The following is a 26,601-nucleotide window of genomic DNA, read 5'->3' as shown; positions in this document are numbered from 1 at the left end:
GTGATGAGTTCTCAGCGCCGGACCCGTCACACCTGTGACAGGGACACGACGAGGCAGAAGGATGCCGTGATGAGTGTGGACACGGGACTGAAGGAGATCGGCATGGGCGAACCGGGCGGGACAGCTCTGGACGAGATCGACGAGCCGGCGTTCACGAGGCTGGCGGAACGGCACCGGCGAGAGCTGCACGTGCACTGCTACCGGATGCTCGGTTCGTTCCAGGACGCCGAGGACACCGTGCAGGAGACGTTCCTCCGAGCCTGGCGACGCAGGGAGACGTTCGAGGGCCGGTCGACGTTACGGGCGTGGCTCTACAAGATCGCCACCAACGCCTGCCTCGACCTCCTGGCCAAGCGCCGCCCGGCGGCCGCGACCGGCGGCGAGGTGCTGTGGCTCCAGCCCTACCCGGACCGGCTGCTCGACGAGCTGCGTGCGGACGACGCGGACGAGCCCGAGGTCGTCGCCGTCGCGCGAGAGACGATCGAGCTGGCCTACCTGGTCGCCGTACAGCACCTCACGCCGCGGCCGAGGGCCGTACTGATCCTGCGCGACGTGCTCGGCTGGCCGGCCAAGGACGTCGCGAAGCTCCTCGGCGACTCCGTCAACTCCGTGAACAGCGCGCTTCAGCGGGCCCGGGCCGGCATGCGGGCGCACCTTCCCGCCGACCGGCAGGACTGGACCGGGGGCGAGGAGGACACCGGGACGCGCGAGCTGGTGCGCCGCTTCACCGAGGCCAGCGTGGCCACCGACATCGAGGCGCTCACAGCCATGCTCCGCGACGACGTCCGCTGCTCGATGCCGCCCACCCCGGGCCTGTACGTCGGCCGCGACGCGGTGGTGAGCAACTGGGTCGAGGACGGGTTCGAGGGCATGACCGGCCTGCGCGGTGTGCCCACGTCCGTGAACCGCCAGCCGGCCGTGGCCTTCTACGAGTGGCGGGAATCGGAGGGCGCCTACCTGCCGCTGACGATCGACGTGCTGCGCATCACCGGCGGGGAGATCACCGAGATCTTCACCTTCCACGACGACCAGTTCCCGCAGCTCGGGCTGGCGGAGCGGTTGCCGTCGGACGACGAACCGAACACCGGCGGGCTGTCATGAACGGCGTGCAGGACCCTGGGCTCGACGCGGGGTTGCAGCCGGGACGGACTGACCGCACGAGAGGGCTCCGTCGGCTGGCCGGCACCGGACTCGTCGCCACGCTGTTGGCGGTGGCGGCCACCACCCTGGCCGCCGCACTCGCCCGGGCCTTGGGCGTCGACTTCGAGATCCACGACGGTGGCGAGACGATCCCGTTGTCCGGGGTCGCCGCGGTGACCGGTGCGTTCTCGCTCGTGGGTGTGGTCATCGCGGCCGCTCTTCTGCGTGTGAGCGCGCGTCCCGCAGAGTCGTTCATGGGAACCGCCGTGTCGCTGACCTTGGTCTCGATGGTCCCGCCGTTCCTCTCCGGGGGCTCGACCGGCACGATCGTCGCCCTCGTCGTCCTGCACCTCGTCGCGGCGACCGTGATGATCCCCGGTCTGGTGCGGGGGCTCCGCCCGCGCAACGTCTGAGGCCGCCGCCGGAGGGCCGGGACCGATCAGCGGAGAGCGGCCTCGAGCAACGCCGACAGATGCGGATGGGCCAGGGCGAGCGCGGCCGTCTCGGCGTGGTTGAGCCACGCCAGGGCGTCGTGCTCGGTCGGGTCGGTGTTGGTCGGCTCCCCACTCCACGAGTCGATGACCCAGACGTCCATCCGGAAGTCATTGCCCTGGATGTGCGCCAACGGGTCCCCGGTGACCACGGCCTCGACGCCGAGCTCCTCAGCCAGTTCCCGGCGCAGCGCCTGCTGAGGCGTCTCGCCCTGCTCGACGTGACCGCCGGGCAGGTCCCAGCAATCGGGGTACCAACGACGCGCCGGGGTGCGGTGCACCAACAGGCCGCGACCCCCACGGCGTAGAAGCCCGCACACGATCCGATGGAGGTCGTCGTGGCTCGAGTCGGCAGCGTGGTTCGTCACGCTGCCACGCTACCGATGGCCCGGGCGGTCATGGCTGCCGGATCGTGCCGCTCTCGGCGGATCCGCTGAGGGCAGATCCGCTGTGGGCGGCACGCCCTTCTGTCACCGTGTCGCCGGAGCCACGCTCGGAGCATGACCGAAGAACACCGACCCCTCGTCCTGGGCAAGCGCACCGCCGAAGACCTGCTCCGGCGACGCATCCTGCTCCTCGACTCCCCACTCGACGACGAGATCGGCGCCATGCTCTGCGCCCAGCTCGTGCTCCTCTCGACAGACGACCCGACCACCGACATCAGCCTCTGGATCAACTCCCCCGGCGGCTCGGTGACCGCCATGCTGGCCATCGCGGACACCATGCGCCTGGTCCCGAACGACGTCTCCACCGTCGTGCTGGGCATGGCCTACAGCGCCGGCCAGTTCCTGCTGTGCTGCGGCGCCGAGGGCAAGCGGTACGCCCTGCCACACGCCAAGGTGCTGCTCCACCAGGGCTCTTCCGGCATCGGCGGCAATGCCGTCGACATCGAGCTGCAGGCCGAGGACCTGCGCCACATGCGCGACACCGTGATCGGGATCGTCGCCGAGCGCACCGGCAAGTCCCCCGAGCAGGTCTTCGAGGACTCCTTGCGCGACCACGTCTTCACTGCGGAGGAGGCCCGGGACTACGGCTGCCTCGACCACCTGGTGACGGACCTCGGCCAGATCCGCCCACGCGTCCGTCGTACGACGGGGCTGCGACCGACCGACCCGACCGAGGAGGACGGCCAGTGAGCACCTACACGATCCCCAACGTGGTCAGCCGTACGCCGCGAGGCGAGAAGGTGATGGACGTCTACAGCCGCCTCCTCGAGGAGCGGATCGTCTATCTGGGCACGGAGATCGACGACGGGGTGGCCAACGCCCTGATCGCGCAGATCCTGCACCTGGAGGCCGAGAACCCCGAAGCCCCGATCAACCTCTACATCAACTCGGCGGGCGGCTCGATCACCGCGACCTTCGCGCTCTACGACACCATCCGCTTCTGCCGGGTGCCGGTGGCGACCACCTGCGTCGGACAGGCCTTCTCCAGTACGGCGCTCCTGCTCGCAGCCGGCGAACCGGGGCAGCGGACCGTGCTGCCGCACGCCCGGGTGATGCTGCATCAGCCGTCGGGCCAGGGCCGCGGCACCATCCCGGACCTGATCCTGGCCGCGGACGAGATCCTGCGGGTGCGCGAGGAGATGGAACAGGCGCTGGCCGAGCACACCGGTCAGGATGCCGAGACACTGCGGCGCGACACCGACCGCGACCGCATCTTCCGCGCTGAGGAAGCCGTCGCCTACGGACTGGCCGACGAGGTGATCAGTCGCAGGTGACCGGGCTCGAGGGACCGGGCGCAGGTCAGGCGGCCAGGGCCAGGGGTCCGCGGAGGGCCCCGACGTCCTGCCGGATCGAGGCCGTTCCGATCGGGCCGGCCGGTACGACGTACAACCGGCGCGCGGCCGCGACGGCCAGGTCGCGCAGGGTGAGGTCGAGTGCACCGGCCACCGCGGAGAGCACCTCGGAGGAGGGGTCCTTGCGACCACGTTCGACCTCGGAGAGGTACTGGGTCGAGATGCCGGCGCGGCTGGCGGTCTCGCTCAGCTTCTCCCCACGCATGTGTCGACGCTCGCGGAGCAGCTCGCCGGTCACCTCGCGCCACAGCGGTTCGGGGGTGCGGGGTTCATGGGTGCGCGGGTCGGCGGTGCGGGGTCCCGGCGCGCGCACGTCGGGGCGGTCGGACGGCGTACGCAGCGGCAACAGGTGACCCATGTCGCGATGCTAGCCACTGCCTCCGCGCACCCTGCCCGGGTTCTGCTCAGGGCAGAACGCGCTCACCATCAACGTGATGAGCGACGTGGCCAGTCCCCGCGGGCCGTGCCATCGCACAAGAGTGGGTCTGCGGGAGGATTGGCCGCCGCAGTTCGGGGAACGTTGCCCGATGACCACACATGACCGGAGGGCAACAGACAGATGGCAGACGACGACTTCCTCGACGTGATCGAGACCGAGGTGAGCCGCGACCCGCAGAACCTCGCGCTGCGTGAGGACTTCATCACCCTGCTGCTGCAGGCAGACCCGGACCGCGCCGCCGACGAGCTGACCACGTTCGAGGCCAGTGGGGGCGACCCGGCCCGCGTGCGCGTGTTGCGGGCCCGGGTGATGGCGGCCCGGATCCGGGGCGGCGCCATGGCACCGCCCAGCGAGCCGGCTGCACCTGCTCCGATCCCGGTTCCTTCGACGGCCGACCTCGATGACGAGACGGCGGAGGAACCCGGCATGTGGGACGCCGAGCGACCGGCCGTGACGCTGGCCGACGTCGCCGGCCTCACCGAGGTCAAGCAGCATCTCGACGCCACGTTCCTCGCCCCGCTGCGCAACCCCGAACTTGCTGCGGCCTTCGGACAGACGCCCGGCGGCTCCCTGCTCATGTATGGCCCTCCGGGCTGCGGCAAGACCTTCATCGCGCGCGCGATCGCGGGTGACCTCGGGGCCTCCTTCATCCACGTGACCCTTGCCGACCTGTTGAGCAAGTGGATCGGGGACAGCGAGAAGGCGATCCAGAGCGTCTTCCGGAATGCGCGGGCGGCCGCGCCCTGCGTGATCTTCTTCGACGAGTTCGACGCGCTCGGTGGGCGGCGTACGTCCGGCGGCGGCGGCTCGCAGTCGATGCGGATGATCGTGACGCAGTTGCTCGAGGAGCTCGACGGTGTGTCGAGCCAGAACGACGGCGTCTACTTCCTGGCGGCGACCAACCGGCCATGGGACATCGACCCCGCCCTTCGCCGCCCCGGTCGCATCGACAAGACCGTGCTCGTGCTGCCGCCCGACACGGTCGCCAGGGCCGCGATCCTCCAGGGCGACCTCAAGGACAAGCCGACCGACGGCGTCGACGTGGCCAAGGTGGCCGCCGCGACCGAGGGCTTCTCGGGCGCCGACATCGCGTCCGTGGTGAAGGTGGCCCTGCAACAGGCACTCAGCGCGTCGATGCGGGCAGGCAGCGTCTGCCCGGTGACGACCGACGCGCTACTGGCCGCGGCATCCGAGGTCACGCCGTCGACGACGGCGTGGTTCGACCAGGTGGCACCGGTTCTCGAGTACGGCGTCGACGACGGCACGTTCGACCAGGTGCGGGCCTACCGAGTGAAGCGAGGAATGCGATGAAGTGGCGCAAGAAGGACGGCGCGACCGTCGACCCGATCGAGCGGGACGTCGACCTGGCCTGGGAGCTGTTCGAGGCTCAGCCGACGCACCCCGAGATCGCCCGCCTCGCCTCGCGCGTGCTGGCACAACAGCCGGGTCGCAACGGCACCCGAATCCTGCTCGCCCTTCACCTCAAGGAGTGCGGTGAGACTGACGAGGCCCGCAAGCTGCTGCTGCAGGTGGCCGGTCAGCGCGACCGGTTCTTCGGTGACGTCGTCCGCAAGCTGCGCGACCTCGAGCAGTACGAGTGCAACTACGACGAGGCCCGCAAGTGGGCCGAGATCGCGCTCCGCGAGGACCAGGAGTCCTGGCTCGACGTGATGGAGCTCGGTGCCGCCACGGCGATGTCCGGGGACCTCGAGGCCGGCTGGCGGCTGCTCGACGAGGGCACCGCGATGTGCGGTCGCACCAACGCCGAGCTGCTGCCCGATGCCTTGGTCAAGCGCGCGATCAACCTGTTGCAGAGCTGGGCACCGCCGGAGCGCTTCATCCCGGCCGCCGAAGAGGCGATCCGGGCAGACGCGTCCTCCGAGTTCATCGGCGGACCGCTGGCCTGGTCCTATGTGCACGAGGGGCGCTTCGACGAAGCCGAGGAACTCTCCCTGCGTCTGCTCCGCGCCGATCCGATGGACGGCGTGGCCGAGAGCGTGCTCACCCTGATCCGTAAGTGGCGCGCCATCGTCGACAAGGGTGAGGTCACGCTCGCCGAGATCCACGCGTCCGGCGTGATCGACATGGCCTGGACCCAGATGCGCGACCAGCTGCTCGGCACCGACATCGACTCTTCGTTGGCAGCGCTCGATCCGGTGCTGCCCGCCGAACTCGCCGCCGCACTGCGCCCGCCTCTCGACGAGCAGGGCGCTCGCGAGTCCGCGGGCGAACGCGAGATCGCCGCCTGGCACGACGGCCAGGAGCCGGGCACCGGCGCATTGTGGGGAGTCGAGGGCGACTTCCGGCTGATGTCGAGCGCTGAGATCGACGCGATGGACGAAGCCATCGAGGCGGACCCCGAGGCCTGGCCGCAGTGGCAGGCTGATGAGATCGCCGAGTACTTCTCGCAGGTGATGACCGACGACAACGGCGGCTACCTGATCGCGACCATCGACAGCGTCGTGGTCCGCCGTGCCGGTGTCGACGACGTCACGGTCGCACCCAAGCTGGCCGACTGGTTCTGGGATCGCGTTGCAGCCTTCGGTGGCCGTGACCCGCGGCCGCTGGCTCGACCCGAGGCGGGACCGTCCACGGAGGAGCCCGTGGACGACGTGGAACCGACGGCTCCCCCGCTCGACCCGAGCCCGGAGGTGCTGGCCGAGCTCGACCGGCTCAACGCCGCCTGCCTGGCCGCGCCGAGTGCCGTCGAGCCCCAGGTGGAGCTGTGGAAGGCAGTGTCGGCACTTGACCGCTGGGTGTTCATCAACCGCGGTACGCCGGAACAGCCGCGGCCCTACGCACTCACGTCACCGGACGGCCCGATGCTGGCCGTCTTCAGCAGCGCCACCCGGGCACAGGTCGCCGCCGACTCCGGCGGTCTGGTTGCCGAGGGCGCCTCCGTCCCCCTGCTCGCCGTACCCCTGCCCGCAGCGCTCGACTGGGCGATGTCGTTCGGCCAGAGTGGCGTCGTCGGGGTGACCATCGACCACCCGCAGATCGGCGCCTGGTGTCCCATGCCGAACCTGGCTCGGCTGCGTCAGATGCGCGAGCAGCCGTAGGCGAGGCGTGATCGGCGCTGGCCCGGCTTCCGAGCTGGCCGCGGCCGAGCGCACGTCATTGAGGGGCACGACCCGGCGCCAGCCTCTAGCCTGACCGCATGGTGACCAAGATCAGGGCATCGGGGCTCGAGGCGTTGGAGTTGTCCTCCCTGCTGCTGCAACGTCGCAGGTTGGCCGACCCGGACGGCGGGCTCTGGGAGGCCGCCGACGTGCAGTGGTGGTGGCGCAAGCCGAGCCGCTCCGATGACGTCGAGAGGCCGTTCTGGCTCGATGACGACGGCCCGGTCGCCGGCGTGCTGATCTCGGCCGACGGTGACGGCTGCCAGATCGACCCGATCGTGGTGCCGGGCGCTCTCCCGATCGAAACCGTCTTCGCGGCGGCTCTCGAGATCGGGCAGGCCCACGCACCGGGCGGATTCGAGATCCCGGTCGACGATCACGACACGGCGTTGCGCCGGTTGGTCGCGGACGCCGGGCTCACCGCGGGATACACCGACAGCACGGCTTGGCTCCGCGCCGACGAGCGCGGAGAGGTCAGGGCTCCGGCCGATGGCTTCACCGTCGTCGACCGCAGCCAACGCACGGAGGCTCGGCATCCGTTGCTCAAACGCGCCGGTGAAGGTGTCGTGCAGCGCCTGGGGCAGTGCACGCTCTACGACCCTGAGCTCGATCTCGCGGTCGAGAGCGCCGACGGTCAGACAGCGGGATATGCGTTGTTCTGGGCCGACCCGGCCACGTTGGTCGGGCTGGTCGAACCCGTGCGGGTCGAGGACGACTTCCAGCGACGTGGGTTGGCCTCGACGCTGGTCACGGCGGGAGTCGCGCGACTGGCCGCTCGGGGCATGGAGCGGATCAAGATCTCGTTCGGGTCCGAGGCCGCTGGGGCAACCTACCGGGGCGTCGGGTTTGTTCCGACCTCGACGACCACGTGGTACGGCGACACGTCGGCCACGCCCTGACCGATCGTCTCGACGCCGGTTCCCTCGAATCACGCCGTCCCGAGGGACGTGAACACTGACCAGACTCCGAGGGCGAACATCACGAAGAAGACCGCCAGGATCACGAGATACATCCGGCGCAGCTCCACCACCTTGCTCCGATCGGGGTTCCTCGGGTCGTACATGATCTGGAGGCGGTCTCCGCCTCGTGGATCACCGGAGGGATTGACCGCAGTGCCGGTCCGGTCCGTCTCGTTGGCATCCGAGAAGGCATAGGTCACGGTCGTCGTGGTGGTCTCCGAGCCGTCACCCTGCCGCGACTTCTCGGTCCTCCTGCCCGTCACGGTGGCCTCGGCACGGGACCACGTCCTGCGCCGCAGCTGGTGGCGGAGGTAGATGAGAAGCACGATCAGGAAGGGCGCCATCAGCATCACGCTGATCAACAAGCCGGCCCACTCCGGAAGGTCGTCGGATCCCATGTCCGCTCCTTTCGCCGCGTCGTCCAAGCGTAGGACGAAGATTGCAGGCCGGATCGCGCGGGCCGATCACCGCCACCTGTCCGGACGCCACGGGGATATGGTGTGCGGCATGGCCGCCGAGCCGTCGTACACCATCGCGCCACTCAGCTCCGAGACGTGGCCGGCCTTCGACGCGCTGGTCCAGCGACACAACGGCATCTTCGGCGGCTGCTGGTGCATCTGGTTCCACCCTGACGGGCCCGAGCGCGGCCAGGGCGCCGACGCCAACCGTGCACTGAAGAAGGCCTACGTCGAGCAGGGCAAGGCTCACGCCGCACTGGTGATGGACGGCGACGAAGCCATCGCGTGGGCCGAGTACGGCACGCCCGTCGAGCTACCCACCCTGCACCACCGCAAGCAGTACGACGCCACCAAGACCACGGACCCCGACTATCGGATCACCTGCGTCTTCGTCGACAAGCGGCACCGGCGCGCGGGAGTCACGGAACTGGCCATCACCGGCGCCCTCGACCTGATTGCGCAGGCCGGCGGCGGACTGGTGGAGAGCTATCCGCACGATCTGACCAACCAGACCAAGAAGATGTCGTCGTCGTTCCTCTACAACGGCACCCGTCGCCTCTATGAGCGGCTCGGGTTCACGTACGACCGGCCCAAGGGCCTGAAGAACTGTGTCATGGTGAAGACGGTGGGGCCTGCCTGAGGTCCAGCCGCACGAGGCAACACCGGACCCTACGATGTGCCACACATCGAGCATCGTCGAGCAGATCCGAAGGAACCCATGTCCGAGAATGTGACGGCCGAGCTCATCCGGGCACTCGTCGACCACATGGGAGGTCCCGTCGTCGACTGGGACGGGTGGGAGTCGTTGGCGATGATCCTCGAGTTCCCCGGGGGCGAGTTCAACGAGGCGCACGGCTTTCTCTATTCGCCCGACGGCACCATCTCGGCCGTGGCCTCTGACTCCGGGGCGGTCAGGCCGGCGGTGGACGCCTACACGGACAGTCATTACCAACCGGGTGAGGCGCGGCCGGTGCAGGTGCTCGTGCAGTTCGACCGTGGGTCCGGCAAGTACACCGTGTCGATCGAGGACGCCGACGAGACGCGTTGGAAGATGACCCCGCGGAACCGCAACGAGTTCCGGGACGGACTCCGCCCCCGCTTCGACTGACGCAGGCACCGAGACCGCCTGACCTCGGGCGTGACGGACGTTCGCGACGAGGTCAGCGGCGATGGCCGATTCACTGTCCGTGCGGAGTGCGCCTGCCTCGCCCGGCCACGACGAGCGTGACCGGGCGAGCTGATTGCGACGCTCAGGGCGTGCCGGACGGCTCGCTGACCAGGAAGCCGGAGTGACCGTTGCATGAGTCGCCCGGCTGGAAGCCCGAAGCCTTGCGCTCGGCGGGGGTCGCGCCGAACGCTTCCCTGGAGTGGCCCCAGTTCTGCACGTTGCCCGGACCAGCGGGCTCGCCCTCGCCGCCGTCGGCGAGGCCGGAGAAGGTGCAGATGGAGTTGGCGTGGGCCGGACCCTGGGTGGCGCCGCCGTTGCCGGTGACCTCGCCCGCCGTCGCGGGTCCGGTGGAGAGGAGCAGGGCCGCGCCCATGGCTGCGGTCGTGACAAGAATTCGGCTGGTACGCATGAGTTGCCTTTCCCTAGACCGAGAGGGCGCCACATGGGAGCGCGGAGCCCGCCTAGGCCAGCGAACCACCGGCCGAGGGCGCTGCGCATGCCCAATATGCGGGAGACGGGGCACCCTCAGTTCGGCCCCGCAGGTTGGTGCGAGCGGGCGCCTAGTCGTGTTCGAGGGACGGCTCGTCGGGCGTCTGCGTGGTGAAGCCCGCGTTGATCCGGTTGAGTGCCTTGACGCAGGCCGCCATGATCAGCACGAGCACGGCGGCGACGCCGAGGAACCACAGCGGCGGCAGCGCCAGCCAGCCGGCCTCGCCCCAGGTGCGGTGGCCGTCCTCACTCTCGAGGCCGACCAGGTCACCGTCGACGAAGATGCCGCCGACCACCTCGTCCTCGAGCGACTGGCCCGAGTGGCGGGCGATCTTCAGCTTGATTCCGTCGCGGTCGCCGTTCTCGGTCTCGAAGTGGTGGGTCTTCGACTTGGTCTTGCCATAACGACTGATCGTCGCCGAGTCGAACGTGCCGGGCCGGATCTCGAGGCACTCGCTGGTCGCCTTGCCCGCGCATTCGGGCAGGCTGCGCAACTCTTTCCGTTCGTTGTCGATGGTGAAGAACCAGCCGAGCACAAGGCCCAGGAAGCTGAGCACCAACAGCAGGGCCAGGCCCAGCCGGAGGTTGTGCTTGGCCTGCGACATGCCCTCGGGCGCCGCCCATGAAGAAGAATCCATGATGCGCACAATGTCCATCTTGTTCGGGTCCAAACGTGCTCGATTCGCGACGTCCTACTGCGTGGCGGCGTCGAGCCACGCATCGGCGTAGGCGACGTTCACTTCCTTGATGCGGTCAGCCAGGTGCGGGAACTCCGCTGCCCAGTCGAACGGCAACCACTGACCGTGGCGCCACACCAGGGGGTGCGGGCTGATGTGGTCACGGCCCCACGTGATCGCTTCGCGCGCGGCCTTGAGGATCGCGAGCATTCCGTCCTCGTCGCGACTGCCCGTCATCACGAACCGGAGCCGCGAGAGCGCGGCCACCACGAGGTCCCCGTTGGGGACCAGGGTGTGGATTTCCGGCCAGGTGATGGGCAGGCGCGAGCTTTCGATGATCGTGGCGCGGACCTTGGGGTCCACCAGTACGGCGGCCGCGAGGTCGGCGTGGCTGATCCAGCAGGTGCCGTCGCGCGCGACGTGCTTGCCGACCTCGGCCTTCGCGACTCCGGCCGCGATGAGCTGAGCGAAGGTCACCTGCTCCTGGTCCTCCCAGAGCACCATGTCGTCCTCGGTGACGGCCTCGTACGTCGCGAAGGCGATCCGGCGATCGACACCGACGAAGAGCTCTCCGCCGACGTGTTCGACCCAAGGACGGGCACTGGCTTCGGGTGTGGTCTCCGCGATCAGGGCGAGCTGCTGGGCGTCGTACACGTGCAGCTGCAGATGGCGCTCGATGTCACCCAGCGCCGGCATCTGCCGCTGCCTCCACGCGCGGTCCGGTGCCTCGCTGCGCACCAGCGAGGCGATGGCACGGATCGGCTCGTCGAGGAGCTCTGGCCTCGTGGCGCGGAGCGCAGGGCCGACCACGTCCTGCCATCTCTCGAGCGGAGCGGTGGGCTCCAGGTCGGCGGTCGCCCCTTCTGCGTCACGGACGAGGGCCAGCACCGCCTCCAGCATCTCGGCCGGCACCTGTTCCGGCCGACGACCTCCGAGACCGCTCCAGGTCTCGCGCCGGTTCGTGTAGTACAGGACGGCCTTGTCGAGTTCGGCCAGGTGGACGCCCTCCTCGGCCCGCGCCTCGTCGGCCCAGTACTCCCGCACGTTCCTCCAGTCGGCCGCGACCTGCACCCGACCCTCGAGCGCCTCGAAGAGGCGGCCCTTCCCGATCAGTGTCGGATCACCGCCGTGGGCGATCAGGCTCTGCAGCTGGTACGACGTGAGGCCCTGCGCGGCGACGTACGCCTCGACCTGTTGGTCGGTGCCGAGCAGCACCACGTCGATCGCGCGGGCGGACTCCTTCTTGTTCGGCTTGCCGTTGCGGTCTTCTCGACCGGCGTGCTCGGCCAGGGGTTGCAGCACGCACCACAGGATCAGGTGACGGGCGAGACTGGTGCGGAGGACGGCGAGGTGCTGCTCGGTCAGCGCGAAGTGGAACTCACGGATGTCATGGCCGCGGTTGAAGTCGACGCCCATCTTCAGCTGGAGTTGGTCGCCTTCGCGGATGACCTTGGGGATCCAGCCTTGCGCCTCGACGGCGTACACGACCTCGCTCATGGGACCAGTCTGGTTGATCGGAGCCCGGCCTCTCACCAGGCAACGGCTCCGTGGTGGTCGATGAAGGTGCCGGACTCGGCATTGTCGGGGAGGGTCGCGGCATGCGCGACCACCAGCGAGGCCTCAGCTGGCGTGAGCGGCGCCTGTTCCATGTTGGCGGGAGTGAGGTCGGTCTGGACGAATCCCGGGCAGACCGAGGTCACCTTGATCGGGGTCTCGGCAAGCCTCTTGGCCAGCGCGATGGTGACGCTGTTGAGGGCCGCCTTCGATGCTTGGTAGGCCGGGACAACCACTTCATAGAACGGCGAGCCCGGGTCAGTCTGGTCACTCAGCGAGCCCATGGTGCTCGAAACGTTGACGATGCGGCCCATCGGGCTACGGCGTAGGAGCGGGAGGAACGCCTCGGTCACGGCGACGGCTCCGAACACGTTGGTGGTGAAGGTGGTCAGGAACAGTTCGGGATTGGCGAACTCGTGCGCCTCGTCGTCGGTGGCCTCGGGCAGGATGCCGGCGTTGTTGACCAACACGTCGAGTCGTCCGTGCACGGCGGTCATGGTGGCAACGGCCGATGCGATGGAGTCGTGCGAGGTGACGTCGAGCTGGATTCCACGGACGTCGAGGCCTTCGCTTCGCAGCGACCGAGCCTCCTCCTCGGCTCTGCCTGCGTCCCGGGCCGCAAGCAGCACACAGGTGCCGTTCTTGGCCAAGGTCCTGACAGTGGCGAGGCCCAGACCGCGGCTGGCGCCGGTTACGAGGGCGATCGTCATGAGAGTTCTCCATCCCTGGATGGTGTGGCCGTCTCGAATGCCGAAAGGGCCGTGGAGTCCTCAGTCAACGCGGGCGGACGTCGAAGTGCTGGCGAGAATCGGACTCCGCGTCGAGGCCCTGACAAACAGCTCTCCGGCGGCGTCGATCGCGATCAGCGACGATCCGGCTCCATCGCTGCCACTGCGTTCGCCGCCTGGATCTCCGGAACGTGCTCCTCGGCCCAGAGCCGTACGGCGCGCAGCGGCTCCAACAGCGAGCGGCCGAGCACGGTGAGCTCGTACTCGACGCGAGGCGGGTTCTCCTCGAAGTCGGTGCGAGCAATGAGCCCGTCTCGCTCCAGGGTGCGCAGTGTCTCGGTCAGGACCTTTGGGGTGATGCCCTGGATGTGCGTCTTGATCTGGACGAAGCGCAACGGCTGGTGCTCGAGCGCGTTGAGCACGAAGACCGTCCATCGGGCGCCGATGCGGTGCAGGACGACACGGGAGGGACAGGTGCGAGACATCACGTTGTAGCCCACCGACGTTCTCCAGTTCCCTTGCAGTAACTCGGTATCCAAAGCATACCGTCACGGTCATGACTCAACGAGAACTGGACGGACAGACACTCTTCGTGATCGGCGGCGGACGGGGCATCGGCGCGGCCATTGCAACGCGGGCGCGACAAGTTGGCATGGTGGTGACGGTGGGCGCTCGCGATCCACTGGCGATCGACGGCGCCGTACGCCTCGACCTCACGGACGAGGCGACGATCGCCGCAGCCTCCGCGCAGATCGGTGCCGTCGACCATGTCGTCACCCTCGGCTCCCTCCCCCACGATGCTCCGGTCGCCGGGCTCGACCGCGACCGGATGGTCGCCGCGTTCGAGGCGAAGGTGATCGGTCCGATCCTCGTCGCGAAGCACTTCGAGATCCGTCAGTCGATGACGCTCTTCGCCGGCGTCGTCGGCTGGCGGCCAGGACCCGGGTCGATCGTCAAGGGGATCACGAACGGAGCGGTCGACTACGCCGTCCGCCACCTCGCCGCGAACCTCGCGCCCGTGCGGGTCAACGCGATCGCGCCAGGCATCATCGACAGCGGCGCGTGGGACGCCAAGGGAGAAGCGAAGCCGGCTTTCCTCACGGGGGCGGCCGGCCAGACCCTTGTCGGCCGACACGGCGAGCTGGACGACGTCGTCGATGCGGCGCTGTGGCTCATCCGCTCGCCGTACGTCGACGGCGAGACGATCCACGTCGACGGCGGCCGACGCTGACGCGACTCTTCAGCCAGACCTCAATGTTGGGGCAGAGTCTTGCGCTCGGTCGCCCTGCCACGTGACTGTAGCCAGATGCCCGACTTCACCTGGCTCCCGGCAAACCAAGCGACGACCGAGGACGTCGAAGCGCTGTTCGCCACGGGAGGCGCCGGCAAATGTCGTTGCCAGGCGATGAAGGTGCCCGGTTGGATCTGGCGCGACACCACGCAGGATCAGAGGGACGCGGCCCTGCTGGAGCAGACCGCCTGCGGAACCACCCGGCCGACGTCCGGGCTGATCGGGTACGTCGACGGCGAGGCGGCCGGCTGGGTCGCCGTCGAACCGCGGGAGAACTACCCCAGGCTGTGGAGCCGCAAGCAGGCATGGATGCGGATGGATCCCGAGCTCGAGGGCGTCTGGTCCGTCACTTGTTTCGTCGTACGCAAGGGCTTCCGCAAGTCGGGGCTGACCTATGAGCTCGCCCACGCCACCGTCGAGTACGGCGAGCAGGTCGGCGCCCGTGTCCTGGAGGGCTACCCGATCGAACCACCGCCCGGTAAATCGGTGATCTGGGACGAGGCGTCGGTCGGGCTGGTGCAGGTCTTCGTGGAAGCCGGCTACGAGGTGGTGGCCACGCCCACCCTCCGGCGGCGAGTTGTGCGGCGAGAACTGGCCAGCACGCCCCGCAGCTAAGGTCGGCCCATGAATCGGGTCATGGCGGGGATGACGATGGCGGCGCTCGTGTTGATGGGCGGATGCGACGACGACGACCAGGTGACGGCGACCCCCGAGGCCCTGGCGGCCGTGGCCCTCGAGCACACCGGCATCGAGCCAACACTTGTGGAAGGGTCGACCGAGGACGGTGACATCGGGGCATCGATCGAGTTCGACAACGGCCACCAGCGGCTGGGCGTCGGCGTGAAGGAGGACCCCGGATCAGGGGACGAGCCCTGCGACGACCGCGGAACCTGCACGACCATCAGCACTGACGCCGGCGACGTACAGCTCTATTGGGAGGACGAGGAACCGGAGGAGGACCCCGGCCTCGTCATCGTCACCTTCGCATCCGATGAAGGCGTCAACGTCGCCTACTATGCCGGCGACTCCATCACCGCCGACCCGCGAGACCTCGACCTCGGTGTGGACGTCGACGACATGGTCGCGATCGTCACTGACGAACGGTTCGGCACCACCACGACCACGGAGCTGACCGAGGTCGACGTGCCGGGCTGGGCCGAGGAGCCCACCGAACGGACGCCCCAGACGATCGCCCACCACCTGACCACGGTGCACCAGACCCAGCACAGGATGGCTGCATTTGAGGTCGACGCCGGTGAGTACGGCGAAGGCAGCATCGGCGCCACCGTCGAGCTAGAGGACGGCATCACGATCACCGGCTACTACGTGCCGGACGCCGAGCGCGCCAAGGTCTGCCCGAGCGGATGGACCTGCACGCCGGGGCAGGACGGGGAGATGCTGGAGGGCCACCCACGCAACCAGGTGGACGACTTCTCCGAGCCAGTCGCCCTCAAGTACCGCCTCGTGTTCCTCAGCGACGACGGCTCCGCCACGATCGTGGTCCGCGACGGGATCCCCTTGGCGGGGTGGGATCCCAGGGATTCCATGGACCACGTGGCCCGCAACCTGGGCCGGGTGGACGGCGTCGAGGCAGAGGACCTCGTCGAGATCAACGAGATCTGGGAGCAACGCTGAGCGCGAGTTGCCCTCGTCGGACGCGTCCTTGGGGTGACCGGGCGCCTCGGAGCGCTCCAGGGTGCGCCTCGTCACCGCTTCGGCCCTTCCCGGTCCTCGTTCTCGAGCTCTGCCAGGTGCACCAGCGCCGGAAGCGCCGCCACCAGGGCCTCGATTTCGTCCTCGGCGAGTTCGTCGATCAGCCGCGCGAACGCATCGACGCCAGCCTGGCGCCGCGTCTCGACGTACGACGCGCCGGCCTCGGTCAGGCACACCAGCGTGACCCGCTTGTCGGACGCGTCGCCCGTCCTCTCGACCAGTCCGGACTCCTCCAGCACCCGGACCAGGACGGTCATTGCTGGCTGGGTGACCCCCTCGATCACGGCCAGATCGGTGATCCGCCGCGGACCGGACCTGTGCAGGGTGGCCAGGGTGGCGGCGGACGTGATGCTCATGCCGCGCGGCTGGCGTCTCACAGCCCTGGTGGCCAGCCCGTAGAGGGCCGATCCGATCGCAGTGGAAGCGCCACGATTAACGGCTTGACGCGCGGGGCGTCGCCGTCGAGGTGGAGGTCGAGTCGAAGGCCCAGGCCATCGAGGCGCTCCGCGCGGGAGTCGAGTGGATCATGCTGGACAACATGTCCCTCGAAGACATGCGGGACATCGTGACCATGCGCGGGCCGGATGGGCCCCGACTCGAGGCGTCTGGATCCATCACGCTGGACACGGTGAGGGCCGTCGCGGAGACCGGGGTCGACGCGATATCCGTCGGCGCCATCACCCACAGCGCGCCGGCCTTCGACCTCAGTCTGTTGTTGACGCCGACGGCACCTCATGCGTGAACGCGCCCTGGCTGTCAGTTCGAAGCCGGACGTGTCCGGCCGATCACAGGAGGTTTCCATGGCCAAGGGCTACTGGGTCAGCGTCTACCGCACCATTTCCGACCCGGACAGGCTGACCGCCTACAACGAGCTGGCCCGAACGGCCGTCCAGGCTGGGGGCGGGCGCACCCTGTCCCGTGACGGTCGAGTCGTCGCCCACGAGTCCGGGACCACGCAGCGCGTCGTTCTGGTCGAGTTCGACAGCTTCGAGCAGGCCGTCGCGACGTACGAGAGCGTGGCCTACCAGGAGGCGCTGGGCGCCCTGTCCGACAGCGTCGAGCGCGACTTCCGTATCGTCGAGGGCATCGACTGACCGGCCCGCGGGCCGCGTCGCGGCTGGCCGTCGGCCAGGGCGTACCCGGCGCGCACACCCCCGCAGAGTTGTTCGGAACAGAACTTGCCGAGTCCTGCGGCGGCGTCCACTCCCTCGCCACCCAGGACTCCTGATCTCGCTGCGGATCCCCCAGTTGGTGTCGTCCTGCCAGCATGTCGCCGTCCTCCGGCTTGCCTGTGCTCGTGCGGGGCGACAGGGTGGCCCCATGGTGACCAGGGATCGCGACGAGGAGGGCCGGCCACGCCAGGCCAGGCCGCGCGACGAGCTCGGCCGACCGCTGCCGTACGGCGCTGAGGGCGTCGAGCCGGTCTCCGAAGATCCCCTACCGCCCCTGCAGACAGTGCGATTCGCCATCGAGCTGCTGGACCAGGGCCGGCCGTTCTCGGCCCACGAGGTCTTCGAGGCCCGCTGGAAGGACGCCCCTGACGCCGAGCACGACCTCTGGCAGGGACTGGCCCAGCTGTGCGTGGGGCTGACCCACGCCCTCCGCGGCAACGCCACCGGCGCCGGGCGGCTGCTCGAACGCGGCAACGGCCGGCTTGAGCGCTACGCCGCCGCCGGCGGTCCGACGTACGGGCTGGACCTGACGGAGTTCCGGACGCGGATCCGCCGCATGGCCGGGACCGATTGACATCGACCTGCTCCTCAGGTGGCCGTCGGCTCGGGTCACCGGCTCAGCGCTGCCGGGTCCGGCGCGGCAATCGTGCCGAGCTGGACGCGCGCTCCGTACTCGTCGCGCACGCCCCAGTGCTCGGCGAGCCGATCGCCCTCGGTGCGATAGATGTGCACGGTGGTCATCGAGTAGCCACGGCCCTCCACACCCGGTCCGTGCACCGCCTCCACTCCGGCGCCGCGTGCCGTCGCTCGAACCACGACCCGGTCCTGGGTCGAGAACACGTCCTCCACGTCGTATCGGATCCGAAGAACCTGGGTGACGAAGGTGAGGATCTGCCGGTAACCGATCGGGCCGGGCGGGAGGGGGAACGGGGAGCCGTGGTCGACGAAGTCGTCGGTGACCAGCTCGTCGAGGCAGTCGAGATCACCGGAGTTGATGGCGTCGAAGACGCGCAGCGCCGCCGCCTGCGCCGGATTCAGATTCATGGCTAGACTCCTTGAACATTGGAATGACATTCCATTGGAATTGCAATCTAGTGAACTGGAGCGACAGATGGCAAGGGCCTACGACAGCCCCACCCGTGTCCAGGGAGCGCAGCGGACCCGGACGTCGCTCGTGGAGACCGCACGTGACCTGCTCCTCCACGACGGGTACGCCAGCATGACCGTGACCTCGCTGGCGGCGGCCGCAGGCGTGAGCCCGCAGACGGTCTACAACTCTGTCGGCAACAAGGCGGCCGTGGTGAAGGCGGTCTACGACCAGATGATGGCCGGCGACGACGCTGAGGTGCCGATGAGCGATCGGCCGGAGTTCCGGGCGATGTTCGACTCTGTCGACCGGCCTGCGTTCGCGCGCGCGTACGCAGCGTGGATTCGGGTGCTCTCGGGCCGGGCGGGACCGCTGCTCGGGGCACTGTTGGCACACGGCACGGATGCCACACTGCTCGAGTTCATGGCGACCATCGAGCAGGAACGGTACGTCGGCACCACCCACGCGATCACTGGAATGCGCGACCGGATCGGCCTCCCGGAACAGTCCCCGGATGAACACGGCCTCCACCGATTGATCGACGCGGTGTGGACCTTGAACTCCCCGGACTGCTACGACCGGCTGGTACGCCGCCGGGGCTGGTCGCCGGCCGAGTACGAAGCCTGGCTCGCCGGACAGCTCATCGCGTTGTTCGGCTGAGCCGACCACTCGTGCCGGACTGAGCTCCCGCGATGACCGGCTCGCCAGCGGCGACTCTCCGATGCCCGGCGTGCCGTTCAGCAGGATGAGGCGAGGCACACGCCAGCAGAATCATCGGACTCTCGTGATGCCCACCCTGCCTGGTCCGTGATGTCCGCTCGGGGACGCGCGGCTCACGTCACGCCACCGACCCAGCACGTCACGACGTCAAAAGATTGTCCATGGCGACGTAGGTTCAGCCGGCAACATTGACGGATCGGGGTCTCTTTCGTGTCCTCATCAAAGTAGCGTTCGGCGGCGCCGGTGGGCTCATGTGTTGGCGGTGGCGGTGTCAGGCGTCTCGCGGTGCGTACATGATGATCGCGACGCCGACGAGGCAAACCAGTGCTCCGGCGATGTCCCATCGGTCGGGTTTGAATCCGTCCAGCGCCATGCCCCAGGCAAGCGAACCGGCGACGAATACACCGCCGTAGGCGGCGAGAATACGGCCGAAGTTGGCGTCGGGTTGGAGTGTGGCGACGAAGCCGTAAAGCCCGAGCGCGATGATCCCGGCGCCGATCCAGACCATGCCACGGTGCTCACGGACGCCCTGCCAGACCAGCTATGCCCCGCCGATCTCGGCGACCGCGGCAGCGACGAACAGTGAGAGCGAGCGCATGACGTCCATGGCGGCGATCATGTCAGTCCGCGCCGGGCGGTTCGGTCCTGGTGGTGGCGAGCTCGAGGTGCACGGGTCTGGGATGGACACTGTCGGACGGTCGAGGCTCCTGGTGCCGCCTGCTCCACACCGCGAGCACGGACCCGATTGCGACGACCAGGGCGAACACGGTGCCGGCGAAGACGAAGGTCGCGACCGTGGCTGCGGCACCGGCGATCCCAAGCAGGGTAAGGATCGGCGCGGCGCAACAGACTGTGCAGGCTGCCGCCCCGGCGCCGTAGAGGTGACGGTCCTTGAGGGAGACCTTCACGGCTTGCTCGCCTCAGGCACGGTTACGATCTGGACGAAGGGGATCGGGCAGCAGTCCGACTCGGCGCAATGGATCAGGTCGTCGCAGCCGGCGTCACGCGCAGCGATCAGACTGGTCCGAATCACTTGCAGGTCGGCGATCTTCTGGTCGACTTCAGCGAGCTTGGCGTCGGTGCGGGACTGCAGGCCTCCAGCAGTGCCGTGGTGGTGGCGGCCTGCTTCGAGGAGTTCGGTCACCTCAGCGAGCGTGAACCCTAACCGCTGCGCCGCCTTGATGACCCGCAGAGTCGTCACGGTGGCATCCGAGTAGAGACGGTGACCGCCCAAGCTGCGGTCGGGTTCTGGGATGATCCCGCGTCGCTCGTAGTAGCGCAGCGTCTCCACGTTCACACCCGCCGCGTCAGCCACCTGCCCGGCCCGCAGGCCGGTGCTCACGAGGCTGCTCCTGCTCGGGACTCGGCGCGGGCGCCGAACGCTTCAAGCACGGGCTGATGCGCCGGTGTCGTCTCGATGGCCAGCGACACCTGGCCTTCGGCGATGACGAGCTGGAAGGAGAAGAACGAGCAGCAGCCTGCCTCCTTCGCGGCCAGGTCTGCGGCCCGCGCTGCAGTCGCCGGGTCCGAGCGCAACTCGAGTCGGATCCGGTTCGGCGACTCCCGGAAGACCGCGAGGACATCTCTGGCGAACAGGTCGTCGAACTCGCTCCGGCGCACGGGCTGCTCGACGGTTGGGAGGGTGCAGGCCTCAGGGACCCAGTCGTCGTGGATGAGATTCGTCGTCATGCCCCGACGATAAACCCGGACCCAGGTACGGGATGCAAGCCTGCGGTGCCAGCAACTGCCCGCCTTGAGGCGAGCGCTCATTGGCCAGGAGCCGCGTTGAAATCTGGTGGCAATACGACGCGGTTTGCTGGCAACCTCGGTGCCGTGAACCTCGATGTGCGCAGCATCACCGCTGCTGACTGGTCGCTGCTCCGCGACGTCAGTGTGCGGGCGCTGGCCGACTCTCCCGACGCCTTCAGAACGACGCTCGCCGAGGCGCGGGCGTTCACGGAGAACGTCTGGCGGCAGCGGGCCGAGGGCTCTGCACTGGTCCTGGTGGTGCTGGAGGACGGCCGAGCGGTCGCGATGGGTGGTGTGTTCACGCCCCCGGACAGCGCCGTTGCCGAAATCTGGGGCATGTGGACGGCGCCCGAGGCCCGCGGCCGTGGGTGCGGCGGCGGGCTCCTCGCCGACCTGGTGAACTGGTGCCGCGACCGCGACCTCGGCGTACGGCTGCAGGTGACCGAGGACAACCAGGCCGCACGCCGGCTGTATGTCGCCCACGGCTTCCAGCCGACCGGCGTGCGGGAGCCACTTCGGGAAGGGTCGGAGCTGCGGGTCGAGGAGATGCAGCTCGTGGAGTGACCCGCGGCAGTGTGTTGTTGTTGGGCTGTCGAGACGCAGCGGAGATTGACGGGTCTCAGGCGGGCAACTTTGACAGACCAGGGCTCGGCTACGCCGAGAGCAGAGTGCGCGCAATGCGGCAGTAGCGGACACTATGCCGCCGTACTGTCTGCGGCACGAGCGGACGCTACGGCGCCGTACTGATCGCAGCAAGGTCGGGGAGGAGTCTGCACACGCCCGCGCTAGGTACTCGGAGCAGCGCGTCAGGTGAGCATTGCGAGGACGACTACGCCCACGAGCACGAGACCGATGACGATGGCAACAACGATGTGGAGTGGGTTGTCCTGAGGCGAGGAGCCGGGTCGCCACAGATATCCGGGCGATGGTGGCTTGTCGTCTTCCATGCTTCCTCCTGCCTTCAGCGCGTTCGACTCTAGCGTCTTGCACGGCTCGGCGAGCACGCACCGAGCCCGACTCTCGGCATGAGCGCGCGGTTCGGCGGCGCTGATCAAGAGGCGCGCCCAGGGGAAGCGCCCGATCAGCGGCATAGAGAGAGCGTGCTGACGTCGGATTCGACGAGCACCATGTTCGGACGGCGGCGCCTGCCATCAGTTGGCCTCGCCCGTGGGATGGGGTCAACGCGGTGCCGGCGTTCGTGACCTCCGCGCTCGGGAGTTGAGACAGTCAAGGGCGGTAGGTCGCCATGATCACGCCGGTGGACGTGGTGGCACTGTCGACGAGCGTTAGCGCAATCCGGCCCTACGTCGGACCGAACAGGCGCCGGCCAGAGCCAAGCACGACCGGGTGGATCATCAGGAACAGCTCGTCGACCAGCGCGTGGGGGACCAAGGAACGGATGAGCTGACCGCTACCCATGATCACGAGGTTGCCGCCGGGCTGCTCGCGCAGGGCGCTGACCGCGGCAGGGACGTCGCCGCTCAGCAGGATGGAGTTCGGCCAAGGCAGGTTGATGTCAGGACTGGAGGAGGCGACGTACTTCGTCGTTTGGTTCAGGCCGTCCTTGAACGGGCCGCCGACCTCGTTCCAGTGGCCGAGCATGTCCTCGTAACTGCGCCGGCCGAACAGCCAGGAGAACCTATTTCCCATCCGCTCACTGAGTGCGGTGGTTATCTCCGGGGCGTTCGCCGCCTGCTGCGCCCACCCCCCGTGCCGGAAGCCGTCGCGAGTGTCCTCGTCGGGGCGGCCCGGCCCCTGCAGGACCCCGTCGAGGGTGACGTGGTTGACGACCAAGACGCGCATGGGGGGCTCCTTCCGGGACGGCTACAGGGTCCGACCCGAACCACTCCGCAAACTCATCGCCCGTCGGAGATGGTGGGTCGACCCGCCGCGCTGTCCTCGGCATGAGCGCGCGGTTCGACGGCAATGATCAAGAACCCCAGGCACCACGAGACGCGAGCCAATCGGGAGCCGGTTTCTCGCGTCCTCACAGGCCCTCAGTGCGACATGACGTCAATTGTTTGACTACGACGACAGCCCGTCAAAGATCGCTCATCTCGACAACAACGTCATGTCGAGATGCAGTAACCATTGACGAACCTCTCGCGGGGATCTTTGACAAAACTGGGGCGAACGGACGACGTCGTCAAAGTACGGGTGTCCGAAGGTGAGGTGTCGCGCGGAGCTCGATCCCAGTCAATGGGTGTAATGCCGACCTCCCCAATCTGGGAGCTGGCCTAGAGAACGGGCGACTGGATCCCGAGCCCTGACTTCAGTTCCTTGGTGGCCGCGAGGAGACAGGGTGCCACTCAAGTGGAGTCCAGCAGAGTGATGTGCCCTCAGCGTCTCGGTAGGAGGTCGGCCAACTCTGCGGCGGTCTGCGGGCGCTGGGACTTTACGGAGATAGCCTTCTTGATGGCTTCGCGCAGACCGTAGTCGCGGCTCGTGAGGGGGTTGACCTCGACCTTTCGGACGGAGTTGCCAGTCTCCTCGCCGGATAGGAGCGTGATCATCAGCAGGCCGACCTGGTAGATGTCGTCGGCGGGGCGCCAGAAGGCGCCGATGTCGGCTGGCGCGTAGTAGGGCGCCATGGCATCGGCGCGGACTCCCAGCTTCTTGAAGCCAGTCTTGGTGATGCCGAAGTCGCCCAGCTTGAGCACGGCCCGGTTTGCGACGTAGACGTTGCCCGGCGTGATGTCTCGATGTGAGGTCCCCATGTTGTGGAGCAGCGACAGCGGTTGCAGCAAGCCCCGAATTTTTCTGACCACGCGGTCCTCTGGCCAGGGCAGGCGACCGTCGTAGCAGGCGTCCCTGACCGTGCCGGTATCCATGTAGTCCATCTCGATCGCGAAGACCATCCTCGTGCCGCGCCCGTCAACCACCATCGTGGGGAAGGCGTCTCGCTGACGGACGACGTTCGTGTGGTCGTGTAACAGGCCCGCGAAGAAGGCTTCGCCGTGCCAAACGCGGGCGTCCGAGGTGAACTTCAGGCACACCGGTTCGCCATACTCGTCACCGTCGTCGTCGATGTGGAAGGCGCCGTAGGCAGCGCCGAACCCACCCTCCCCCAGGAAGGCCTGGATTCGGTAGGCGGTGCCACTGACTTGGTTCTCGATAACGGTGCCTACGGGGAGTCGTCGCATGCTCGGCGTCCTTTCAATGATGATGTCCAGTCGGCACCGGGCAGTGGGAGTACCCGGTTACTCCTGCTCTTCGTCGTTGGCGTCTCCGCCGTCAGGGTCGTCCAACTCGTCGGGCTCGTCGGTTTCTTCTTCGGTGACCTCGATGTCGGGCCGCGGCCAAACCTTGAGCGCCATCTGTGTCAGGTACACGCTGCGCCTGGCGATGCGGTCTTCGGTCCACTCGGCAGCCCAGACTGCTGCGTCGTCTCTGTCGACGCCCGTTGGGGCAGACAGGATCGAGGCGGTGGTGATGAGCATGGTGCTCTTCTGCTGGAGTGCCGGCTTCTTGGTCGGCCAGGCCTCGTTGCGCATCTGAGAGTTGAGGCGCCCATTGGTGAGCGTGAGATTGCCGACGGTGTTAATTGCCTGCTCTCGCTTCGCGGCATCGTCCCCGTCGTCCGGGTCCGGCAATGGCCAGTGCTCTCGCCACTTCTGCGGCATGACGTGCTCGATGTTGAGGTACTCCCACCGGGCTCGGATTGGAGTGGCGTCCTCGGCCTTGTTGTCGCGGAGGTGGTTCTCAATGCCGGCAAAGAAGGCCCGCTGGCGCGGCCTGCTCAGAGCATAGAAGTTGGATCCGAAGATGCAAGCCACAAACTCACCGTCGTCGGGCCAGTTGCGAGACTCGCCGGCCAAGTGAGCCAGTTGCTCTTCAATCTCGTCACCAGCCAATCCATCCTCGGCGGCACGTTGGCTCGCACTCTTGAGTACAGCAACGAAGATGCGGTTGTAGTCCTTCGTCGTCAGACCGCACAACATCCGACGGGTGAGGTACGAAGTCAGAGCCTCGGAGGCCTTCTGGCGTTGCGCCTGGGAGACACGGTCGTCAGCGTAGATGCCGAGGATAAGGGGCCACGCGGTGTTGGTCTTGGTCGCGATGACGAGATCCACGAGCGTTGCCGTGGGCTCATCGGGCGGATCGTTGACGAGAGCGTCGTACAGGTCGGCATACCGGCGGATCTCCTTGATGACGTTGCCCGCGTTCAGGCCACCCTCGAGGAACCACGCTTTGAACTCGTCGAAGAGTCGCTCGACCGAGACGACTTCGAGTCGTCGAGCTGTGAGCCAGTAGGCCGCCACCTGATCAAGCAGGCTGCGCTTGATACGACCGGTGATCGTCTCCGCACGCCATCTGCGGCCGTCGAGTGGCAACCAGTGGTCAACGAGCAACGACTCGGAGAGGTGTCGCTGGCCCTGGTCCTCGACCATGCGGAAGAGCAGATTCTTGATCAGGTCGGATTGTGAGAGCTCGACACCACGGTGGTTGAGGGCCTCGAAGATGACCTGAGCGTTGTCCGTCTTCTCCAAGGTGATGCGAACCAGGGCGATGCGATTCTCCAAGGCACTGTGCAGTGCGTCCAGCCGGTCACTCGGGTCGCCATCGCACGTCGCCCACTCCCGAATCGCATTTTCGAACCACAGCCGAGCCTCCGAGATCCGGTGGGCAGCGTCCGGACATGGTGACTCATCGTCTGGGTGCCGCACCGCCCACAAGTACTGCGGCCGATCCTGAGGCAGCGGCCACAGCTTGTACTTATCGTCGGGCCACTTCTCGTGGACCGCCTTCGCGCTGTTCTCAACCCACTCCTCAAACCGGCCCGCCGCGCTCTCGGCTCCGAGCTCGACAGCGATGGAGCGCGCCGCCGCCAACATCACCTGCAACGTGGTCAGCCTCTGCTGTCCATCAACAAGAATCGACCCGCCGAGTCGCTGCGGATGGTTCGGAGTCGCCTTCACCACGATGGCACCGAGGAAGTAAGTTGGCGGCTCGTCCGGCCACTCTCCGCTGACCATGTCATCGACCACGCTTTCGGCAGCGGCTGCGATGTCGTCCCACAGTGGAGTCCAGTTGTACTCCTCGCCCCATACGTAGGGCCGCTGGAACATCGGGATCTCATAGCGGTGGTTGTCGAAGAAGATCGACCCGAGCTTTACGTCTCCGGCTTGCATGCGGCTCCTCGCTGGGGTGGGCTGCTTCGACCTTAGACTGCGCAATCGCAGGCGTCAGTAGTTCAGAATCACTTCAAGGTGCGCCTGCCTCGCGACACCGCAGCGATCGCCGTGAACTGACTAGGCCGCTCGGTTGTCACCTGATCGTGCCGGGCAGTCATTCCGGAGAAGCGGACTCGATCAGCAGCAGTAGTGCGTACGCGGCGATGGACTTCGCATCGGAGATGGTGCCCTCGGTGATGAGGCGCTCGACCTGGGACCTGGTGAACCAGGCCGACCGCATGTCTTGTTCCTCGGGTTCCGGCTGAGGACTCGCTTGCGTGAGGCCTGTCGCCAAGAACACTTTGCACTGCTGGCTCAGGGTGCTCGGCATCGTGTCGAGGCTGCCCAGTGAGCGCAGAGTGGTGGCGATCAGCCCCGTCTCCTCACGCAACTCGCGTGCCGCGACCGCGCTCGCGTCGATGTCGGACTGGTCGGTGCTGCCCGAAGGGAACTCCCAACGGCGACCAGCCACCGGGTAGCGGTACTGCTCAACCAGGCGCACCCGGTCCCCGTCGAGGGGGATCACGAGCGAACAGTCGGCTGATTCGACCACGCTGTAGTCGCCACTTGAGCCATCCAAACGGCGAACTCTGTCTTGGCGCACGGACAGCCACGCGTCGGCGTACACCTGCCTGCTGCTGAGCATCTCCACATGAGCCAGTGTGCACCAGCCAA

General features: G+C 67.8%; 35 protein-coding genes and 1 pseudogene. 17 read left to right on the top strand and 19 right to left on the bottom strand.

Features of this window, described 5'->3' with window-relative positions:
- Positions 1–69: 69 nt before the first annotated feature.
- Both ASH02_RS01805 and ASH02_RS01800 read left to right on the top strand, forming a co-directional pair.
- The gene (locus ASH02_RS01805) at positions 70–1,101 is read left to right on the top strand and encodes an RNA polymerase subunit sigma-70 (protein ID WP_056683985.1); all 1,032 of its coding nucleotides are present in this window, start codon (positions 70–72) and stop codon (positions 1,099–1,101) included.
- Entirely contained in the window at positions 1,098–1,553 is a 456-nt protein-coding gene (locus ASH02_RS01800) for a DUF6069 family protein (RefSeq protein ID WP_056683988.1), read from the top strand. Before ASH02_RS01805 ends, ASH02_RS01800 begins: the two co-directional genes overlap by 4 nt.
- A gap of 26 nt (positions 1,554–1,579) precedes the next feature.
- On the opposite strand, the gene ASH02_RS01795 is transcribed toward ASH02_RS01800, so the two are convergent.
- On the bottom strand, positions 1,580–1,999 hold the full coding sequence (locus ASH02_RS01795) for an NUDIX domain-containing protein (protein WP_056683991.1): 420 nt from the start codon (positions 1,997–1,999) through the stop codon (positions 1,580–1,582).
- A gap of 132 nt (positions 2,000–2,131) precedes the next feature.
- Between ASH02_RS01795 and ASH02_RS01790 the strand changes: the two genes are divergently transcribed.
- On the top strand, positions 2,132–2,767 hold the full coding sequence (locus ASH02_RS01790; protein WP_056683996.1) for a ClpP family protease: 636 nt from the start codon (positions 2,132–2,134) through the stop codon (positions 2,765–2,767).
- Entirely contained in the window at positions 2,764–3,351 is a 588-nt protein-coding gene (locus ASH02_RS01785; RefSeq protein WP_056683998.1) for a ClpP family protease, read from the top strand. Before ASH02_RS01790 ends, ASH02_RS01785 begins: the two co-directional genes overlap by 4 nt.
- Positions 3,352–3,376: 25 nt before the next feature.
- On the opposite strand, the gene ASH02_RS01780 is transcribed toward ASH02_RS01785, so the two are convergent.
- A complete protein-coding gene (locus ASH02_RS01780) occupies positions 3,377–3,787 on the bottom strand; it encodes a helix-turn-helix domain-containing protein (RefSeq protein WP_082563897.1) in 411 nt (136 codons plus the stop codon).
- A 201-nt stretch (positions 3,788–3,988) separates the two neighbouring features.
- Here ASH02_RS01780 and ASH02_RS01775 point away from each other — a divergent pair, with 201 nt between their 5' ends.
- The 3 genes from ASH02_RS01775 to ASH02_RS01765 all read left to right on the top strand — a co-directional run bounded on the left by ASH02_RS01775 (position 3,989) and on the right by ASH02_RS01765 (position 7,886).
- A complete protein-coding gene (locus tag ASH02_RS01775; RefSeq protein ID WP_056684001.1) occupies positions 3,989–5,179 on the top strand; it encodes an ATP-binding protein in 1,191 nt (396 codons plus the stop codon).
- Positions 5,176–6,927, top strand: a complete 1,752-nt coding sequence (locus ASH02_RS26560) for a tetratricopeptide repeat protein (RefSeq protein ID WP_200950096.1) — start codon at positions 5,176–5,178, stop codon at positions 6,925–6,927. The genes ASH02_RS01775 and ASH02_RS26560 overlap by 4 nt, the downstream gene beginning before the upstream one ends.
- A 98-nt stretch (positions 6,928–7,025) precedes the next feature.
- A complete protein-coding gene (locus ASH02_RS01765; RefSeq protein WP_056891695.1) occupies positions 7,026–7,886 on the top strand; it encodes a GNAT family N-acetyltransferase in 861 nt (286 codons plus the stop codon).
- Between the two features lie 29 nt (positions 7,887–7,915).
- Here the strand turns inward: ASH02_RS01765 and ASH02_RS01760 are convergent, their stop codons facing one another.
- Positions 7,916–8,344, bottom strand: coding sequence for a DUF3592 domain-containing protein (locus ASH02_RS01760; RefSeq protein WP_056684007.1), 429 nt, complete (start codon positions 8,342–8,344; stop codon positions 7,916–7,918).
- A gap of 109 nt (positions 8,345–8,453) precedes the next feature.
- Here ASH02_RS01760 and ASH02_RS01755 point away from each other — a divergent pair, with 109 nt between their 5' ends.
- Together ASH02_RS01755 and ASH02_RS01750 are read left to right on the top strand one after the other, a co-directional pair.
- Positions 8,454–9,044: a hypothetical protein gene (locus ASH02_RS01755; protein WP_056684010.1), complete on the top strand. Its 591-nt coding sequence runs from the start codon at positions 8,454–8,456 to the stop codon at positions 9,042–9,044.
- Between the two features lie 78 nt (positions 9,045–9,122).
- A complete protein-coding gene (locus tag ASH02_RS01750) occupies positions 9,123–9,512 on the top strand; it encodes a hypothetical protein (protein ID WP_056684013.1) in 390 nt (129 codons plus the stop codon).
- 142 nt (positions 9,513–9,654) lie between these two features.
- Here ASH02_RS01750 and ASH02_RS01745 read toward each other — a convergent pair whose 3' ends face one another.
- The 5 genes from ASH02_RS01745 to ASH02_RS01725 form a co-directional block, all read right to left on the bottom strand.
- Entirely contained in the window at positions 9,655–9,981 is a 327-nt protein-coding gene (locus ASH02_RS01745; protein WP_156388756.1) for a hypothetical protein, read from the bottom strand.
- Between the two features lie 151 nt (positions 9,982–10,132).
- Positions 10,133–10,699 carry a hypothetical protein gene (locus ASH02_RS01740; protein ID WP_156388757.1) on the bottom strand — a complete coding sequence of 189 codons (567 nt, stop codon included), beginning with the start codon at positions 10,697–10,699 and terminating at the stop codon, positions 10,133–10,135.
- Between the two features lie 54 nt (positions 10,700–10,753).
- On the bottom strand, positions 10,754–12,235 hold the full coding sequence (locus ASH02_RS01735; RefSeq protein ID WP_056684023.1) for a DUF6357 family protein: 1,482 nt from the start codon (positions 12,233–12,235) through the stop codon (positions 10,754–10,756).
- Positions 12,236–12,267: 32 nt separating this feature from the next.
- On the bottom strand, positions 12,268–13,002 hold the full coding sequence (locus tag ASH02_RS01730) for an SDR family oxidoreductase (protein WP_056684026.1): 735 nt from the start codon (positions 13,000–13,002) through the stop codon (positions 12,268–12,270).
- Positions 13,003–13,154: 152 nt separating this feature from the next.
- The gene (locus ASH02_RS01725; protein WP_056685194.1) at positions 13,155–13,505 is read right to left on the bottom strand and encodes a winged helix-turn-helix transcriptional regulator; all 351 of its coding nucleotides are present in this window, start codon (positions 13,503–13,505) and stop codon (positions 13,155–13,157) included.
- A 71-nt stretch (positions 13,506–13,576) separates the two neighbouring features.
- On the opposite strand from ASH02_RS01725, the gene ASH02_RS01720 reads away from it, so the two are divergent.
- The 3 genes from ASH02_RS01720 (at position 13,577) to ASH02_RS01710 (ending at position 15,946) form a co-directional block, all read left to right on the top strand.
- A complete protein-coding gene (locus ASH02_RS01720; RefSeq protein ID WP_056684030.1) occupies positions 13,577–14,251 on the top strand; it encodes an SDR family oxidoreductase in 675 nt (224 codons plus the stop codon).
- Between the two features lie 75 nt (positions 14,252–14,326).
- The gene (locus ASH02_RS01715) at positions 14,327–14,926 is read left to right on the top strand and encodes a GNAT family N-acetyltransferase (RefSeq protein ID WP_056684033.1); all 600 of its coding nucleotides are present in this window, start codon (positions 14,327–14,329) and stop codon (positions 14,924–14,926) included.
- 9 nt (positions 14,927–14,935) lie between these two features.
- The gene (locus ASH02_RS01710) at positions 14,936–15,946 is read left to right on the top strand and encodes a hypothetical protein (protein ID WP_156388758.1); all 1,011 of its coding nucleotides are present in this window, start codon (positions 14,936–14,938) and stop codon (positions 15,944–15,946) included.
- Positions 15,947–16,017: 71 nt separating this feature from the next.
- Here the strand turns inward: ASH02_RS01710 and ASH02_RS01705 are convergent, their stop codons facing one another.
- A complete protein-coding gene (locus ASH02_RS01705; protein ID WP_056684039.1) occupies positions 16,018–16,380 on the bottom strand; it encodes a MarR family winged helix-turn-helix transcriptional regulator in 363 nt (120 codons plus the stop codon).
- Between the two features lie 110 nt (positions 16,381–16,490).
- Between ASH02_RS01705 and ASH02_RS01700 the strand changes: the two genes are divergently transcribed.
- The 3 genes from ASH02_RS01700 (at position 16,491) to ASH02_RS01690 (ending at position 17,770) form a co-directional block, all read left to right on the top strand.
- Positions 16,491–16,766 carry a nicotinate-nucleotide diphosphorylase gene (locus ASH02_RS01700; protein ID WP_056684042.1) on the top strand — a complete coding sequence of 92 codons (276 nt, stop codon included), beginning with the start codon at positions 16,491–16,493 and terminating at the stop codon, positions 16,764–16,766.
- 58 nt (positions 16,767–16,824) lie between these two features.
- The gene (locus tag ASH02_RS01695; RefSeq protein ID WP_056684045.1) at positions 16,825–17,118 is read left to right on the top strand and encodes a DUF1330 domain-containing protein; all 294 of its coding nucleotides are present in this window, start codon (positions 16,825–16,827) and stop codon (positions 17,116–17,118) included.
- A 226-nt stretch (positions 17,119–17,344) separates the two neighbouring features.
- A complete protein-coding gene (locus tag ASH02_RS01690; protein WP_056684048.1) occupies positions 17,345–17,770 on the top strand; it encodes a DUF309 domain-containing protein in 426 nt (141 codons plus the stop codon).
- 35 nt (positions 17,771–17,805) lie between these two features.
- On the opposite strand, the gene ASH02_RS01685 is transcribed toward ASH02_RS01690, so the two are convergent.
- Positions 17,806–18,240, bottom strand: a complete 435-nt coding sequence (locus tag ASH02_RS01685) for an ester cyclase (RefSeq protein WP_056684051.1) — start codon at positions 18,238–18,240, stop codon at positions 17,806–17,808.
- Between the two features lie 67 nt (positions 18,241–18,307).
- Here ASH02_RS01685 and ASH02_RS01680 point away from each other — a divergent pair, with 67 nt between their 5' ends.
- Positions 18,308–18,943, top strand: coding sequence for a TetR/AcrR family transcriptional regulator (locus tag ASH02_RS01680; protein WP_082563898.1), 636 nt, complete (start codon positions 18,308–18,310; stop codon positions 18,941–18,943).
- A 331-nt stretch (positions 18,944–19,274) separates the two neighbouring features.
- On the opposite strand, the pseudogene ASH02_RS01675 reads toward ASH02_RS01680, so the two are convergent.
- The 4 genes and pseudogenes from ASH02_RS01675 to ASH02_RS26335 form a co-directional block, all read right to left on the bottom strand.
- A pseudogene (locus ASH02_RS01675) lies at positions 19,275–19,610 on the bottom strand (YnfA family protein).
- 13 nt (positions 19,611–19,623) lie between these two features.
- The gene (locus ASH02_RS01670; RefSeq protein WP_056684054.1) at positions 19,624–19,911 is read right to left on the bottom strand and encodes a hypothetical protein; all 288 of its coding nucleotides are present in this window, start codon (positions 19,909–19,911) and stop codon (positions 19,624–19,626) included.
- A complete protein-coding gene (locus ASH02_RS01665) occupies positions 19,908–20,345 on the bottom strand; it encodes a MerR family transcriptional regulator (RefSeq protein WP_056684057.1) in 438 nt (145 codons plus the stop codon). The genes ASH02_RS01670 and ASH02_RS01665 overlap by 4 nt, the downstream gene beginning before the upstream one ends.
- The gene (locus ASH02_RS26335) at positions 20,342–20,692 is read right to left on the bottom strand and encodes a hypothetical protein (RefSeq protein WP_056684060.1); all 351 of its coding nucleotides are present in this window, start codon (positions 20,690–20,692) and stop codon (positions 20,342–20,344) included. The genes ASH02_RS01665 and ASH02_RS26335 overlap by 4 nt, the downstream gene beginning before the upstream one ends.
- Positions 20,693–20,836: 144 nt before the next feature.
- On the opposite strand from ASH02_RS26335, the gene ASH02_RS26330 reads away from it, so the two are divergent.
- Positions 20,837–21,316: a GNAT family N-acetyltransferase gene (locus tag ASH02_RS26330; RefSeq protein WP_056684062.1), complete on the top strand. Its 480-nt coding sequence runs from the start codon at positions 20,837–20,839 to the stop codon at positions 21,314–21,316.
- Between the two features lie 242 nt (positions 21,317–21,558).
- Here ASH02_RS26330 and ASH02_RS01650 read toward each other — a convergent pair whose 3' ends face one another.
- From ASH02_RS01650 to ASH02_RS01630, 5 genes are all read right to left on the bottom strand, one after another.
- The gene (locus ASH02_RS01650) at positions 21,559–21,843 is read right to left on the bottom strand and encodes a hypothetical protein (protein WP_056684065.1); all 285 of its coding nucleotides are present in this window, start codon (positions 21,841–21,843) and stop codon (positions 21,559–21,561) included.
- 211 nt (positions 21,844–22,054) lie between these two features.
- Complete coding sequence (locus tag ASH02_RS01645) at positions 22,055–22,555, bottom strand: dihydrofolate reductase family protein (RefSeq protein WP_200950097.1); 501 nt, start codon at positions 22,553–22,555, stop codon at positions 22,055–22,057.
- Positions 22,556–23,091: 536 nt separating this feature from the next.
- Positions 23,092–23,895 carry a protein kinase domain-containing protein gene (locus ASH02_RS01640; RefSeq protein ID WP_056684070.1) on the bottom strand — a complete coding sequence of 268 codons (804 nt, stop codon included), beginning with the start codon at positions 23,893–23,895 and terminating at the stop codon, positions 23,092–23,094.
- Positions 23,896–23,952: 57 nt separating this feature from the next.
- A complete protein-coding gene (locus tag ASH02_RS01635) occupies positions 23,953–25,884 on the bottom strand; it encodes a DUF262 domain-containing protein (RefSeq protein ID WP_056684073.1) in 1,932 nt (643 codons plus the stop codon).
- 157 nt (positions 25,885–26,041) lie between these two features.
- Positions 26,042–26,572 carry an NUDIX domain-containing protein gene (locus tag ASH02_RS01630; protein WP_056685201.1) on the bottom strand — a complete coding sequence of 177 codons (531 nt, stop codon included), beginning with the start codon at positions 26,570–26,572 and terminating at the stop codon, positions 26,042–26,044.
- Between the last annotated feature and the right edge of the window lie 29 nt (positions 26,573–26,601).

Source organism: Nocardioides sp. Soil796 (genome assembly GCF_001429525.1).
GTDB lineage: Bacteria > Actinomycetota > Actinomycetes > Propionibacteriales > Nocardioidaceae > Nocardioides.
Note: the sequence above shows the minus strand (reverse complement) of the source record. Positions and strands in the feature narration are given on the sequence as shown.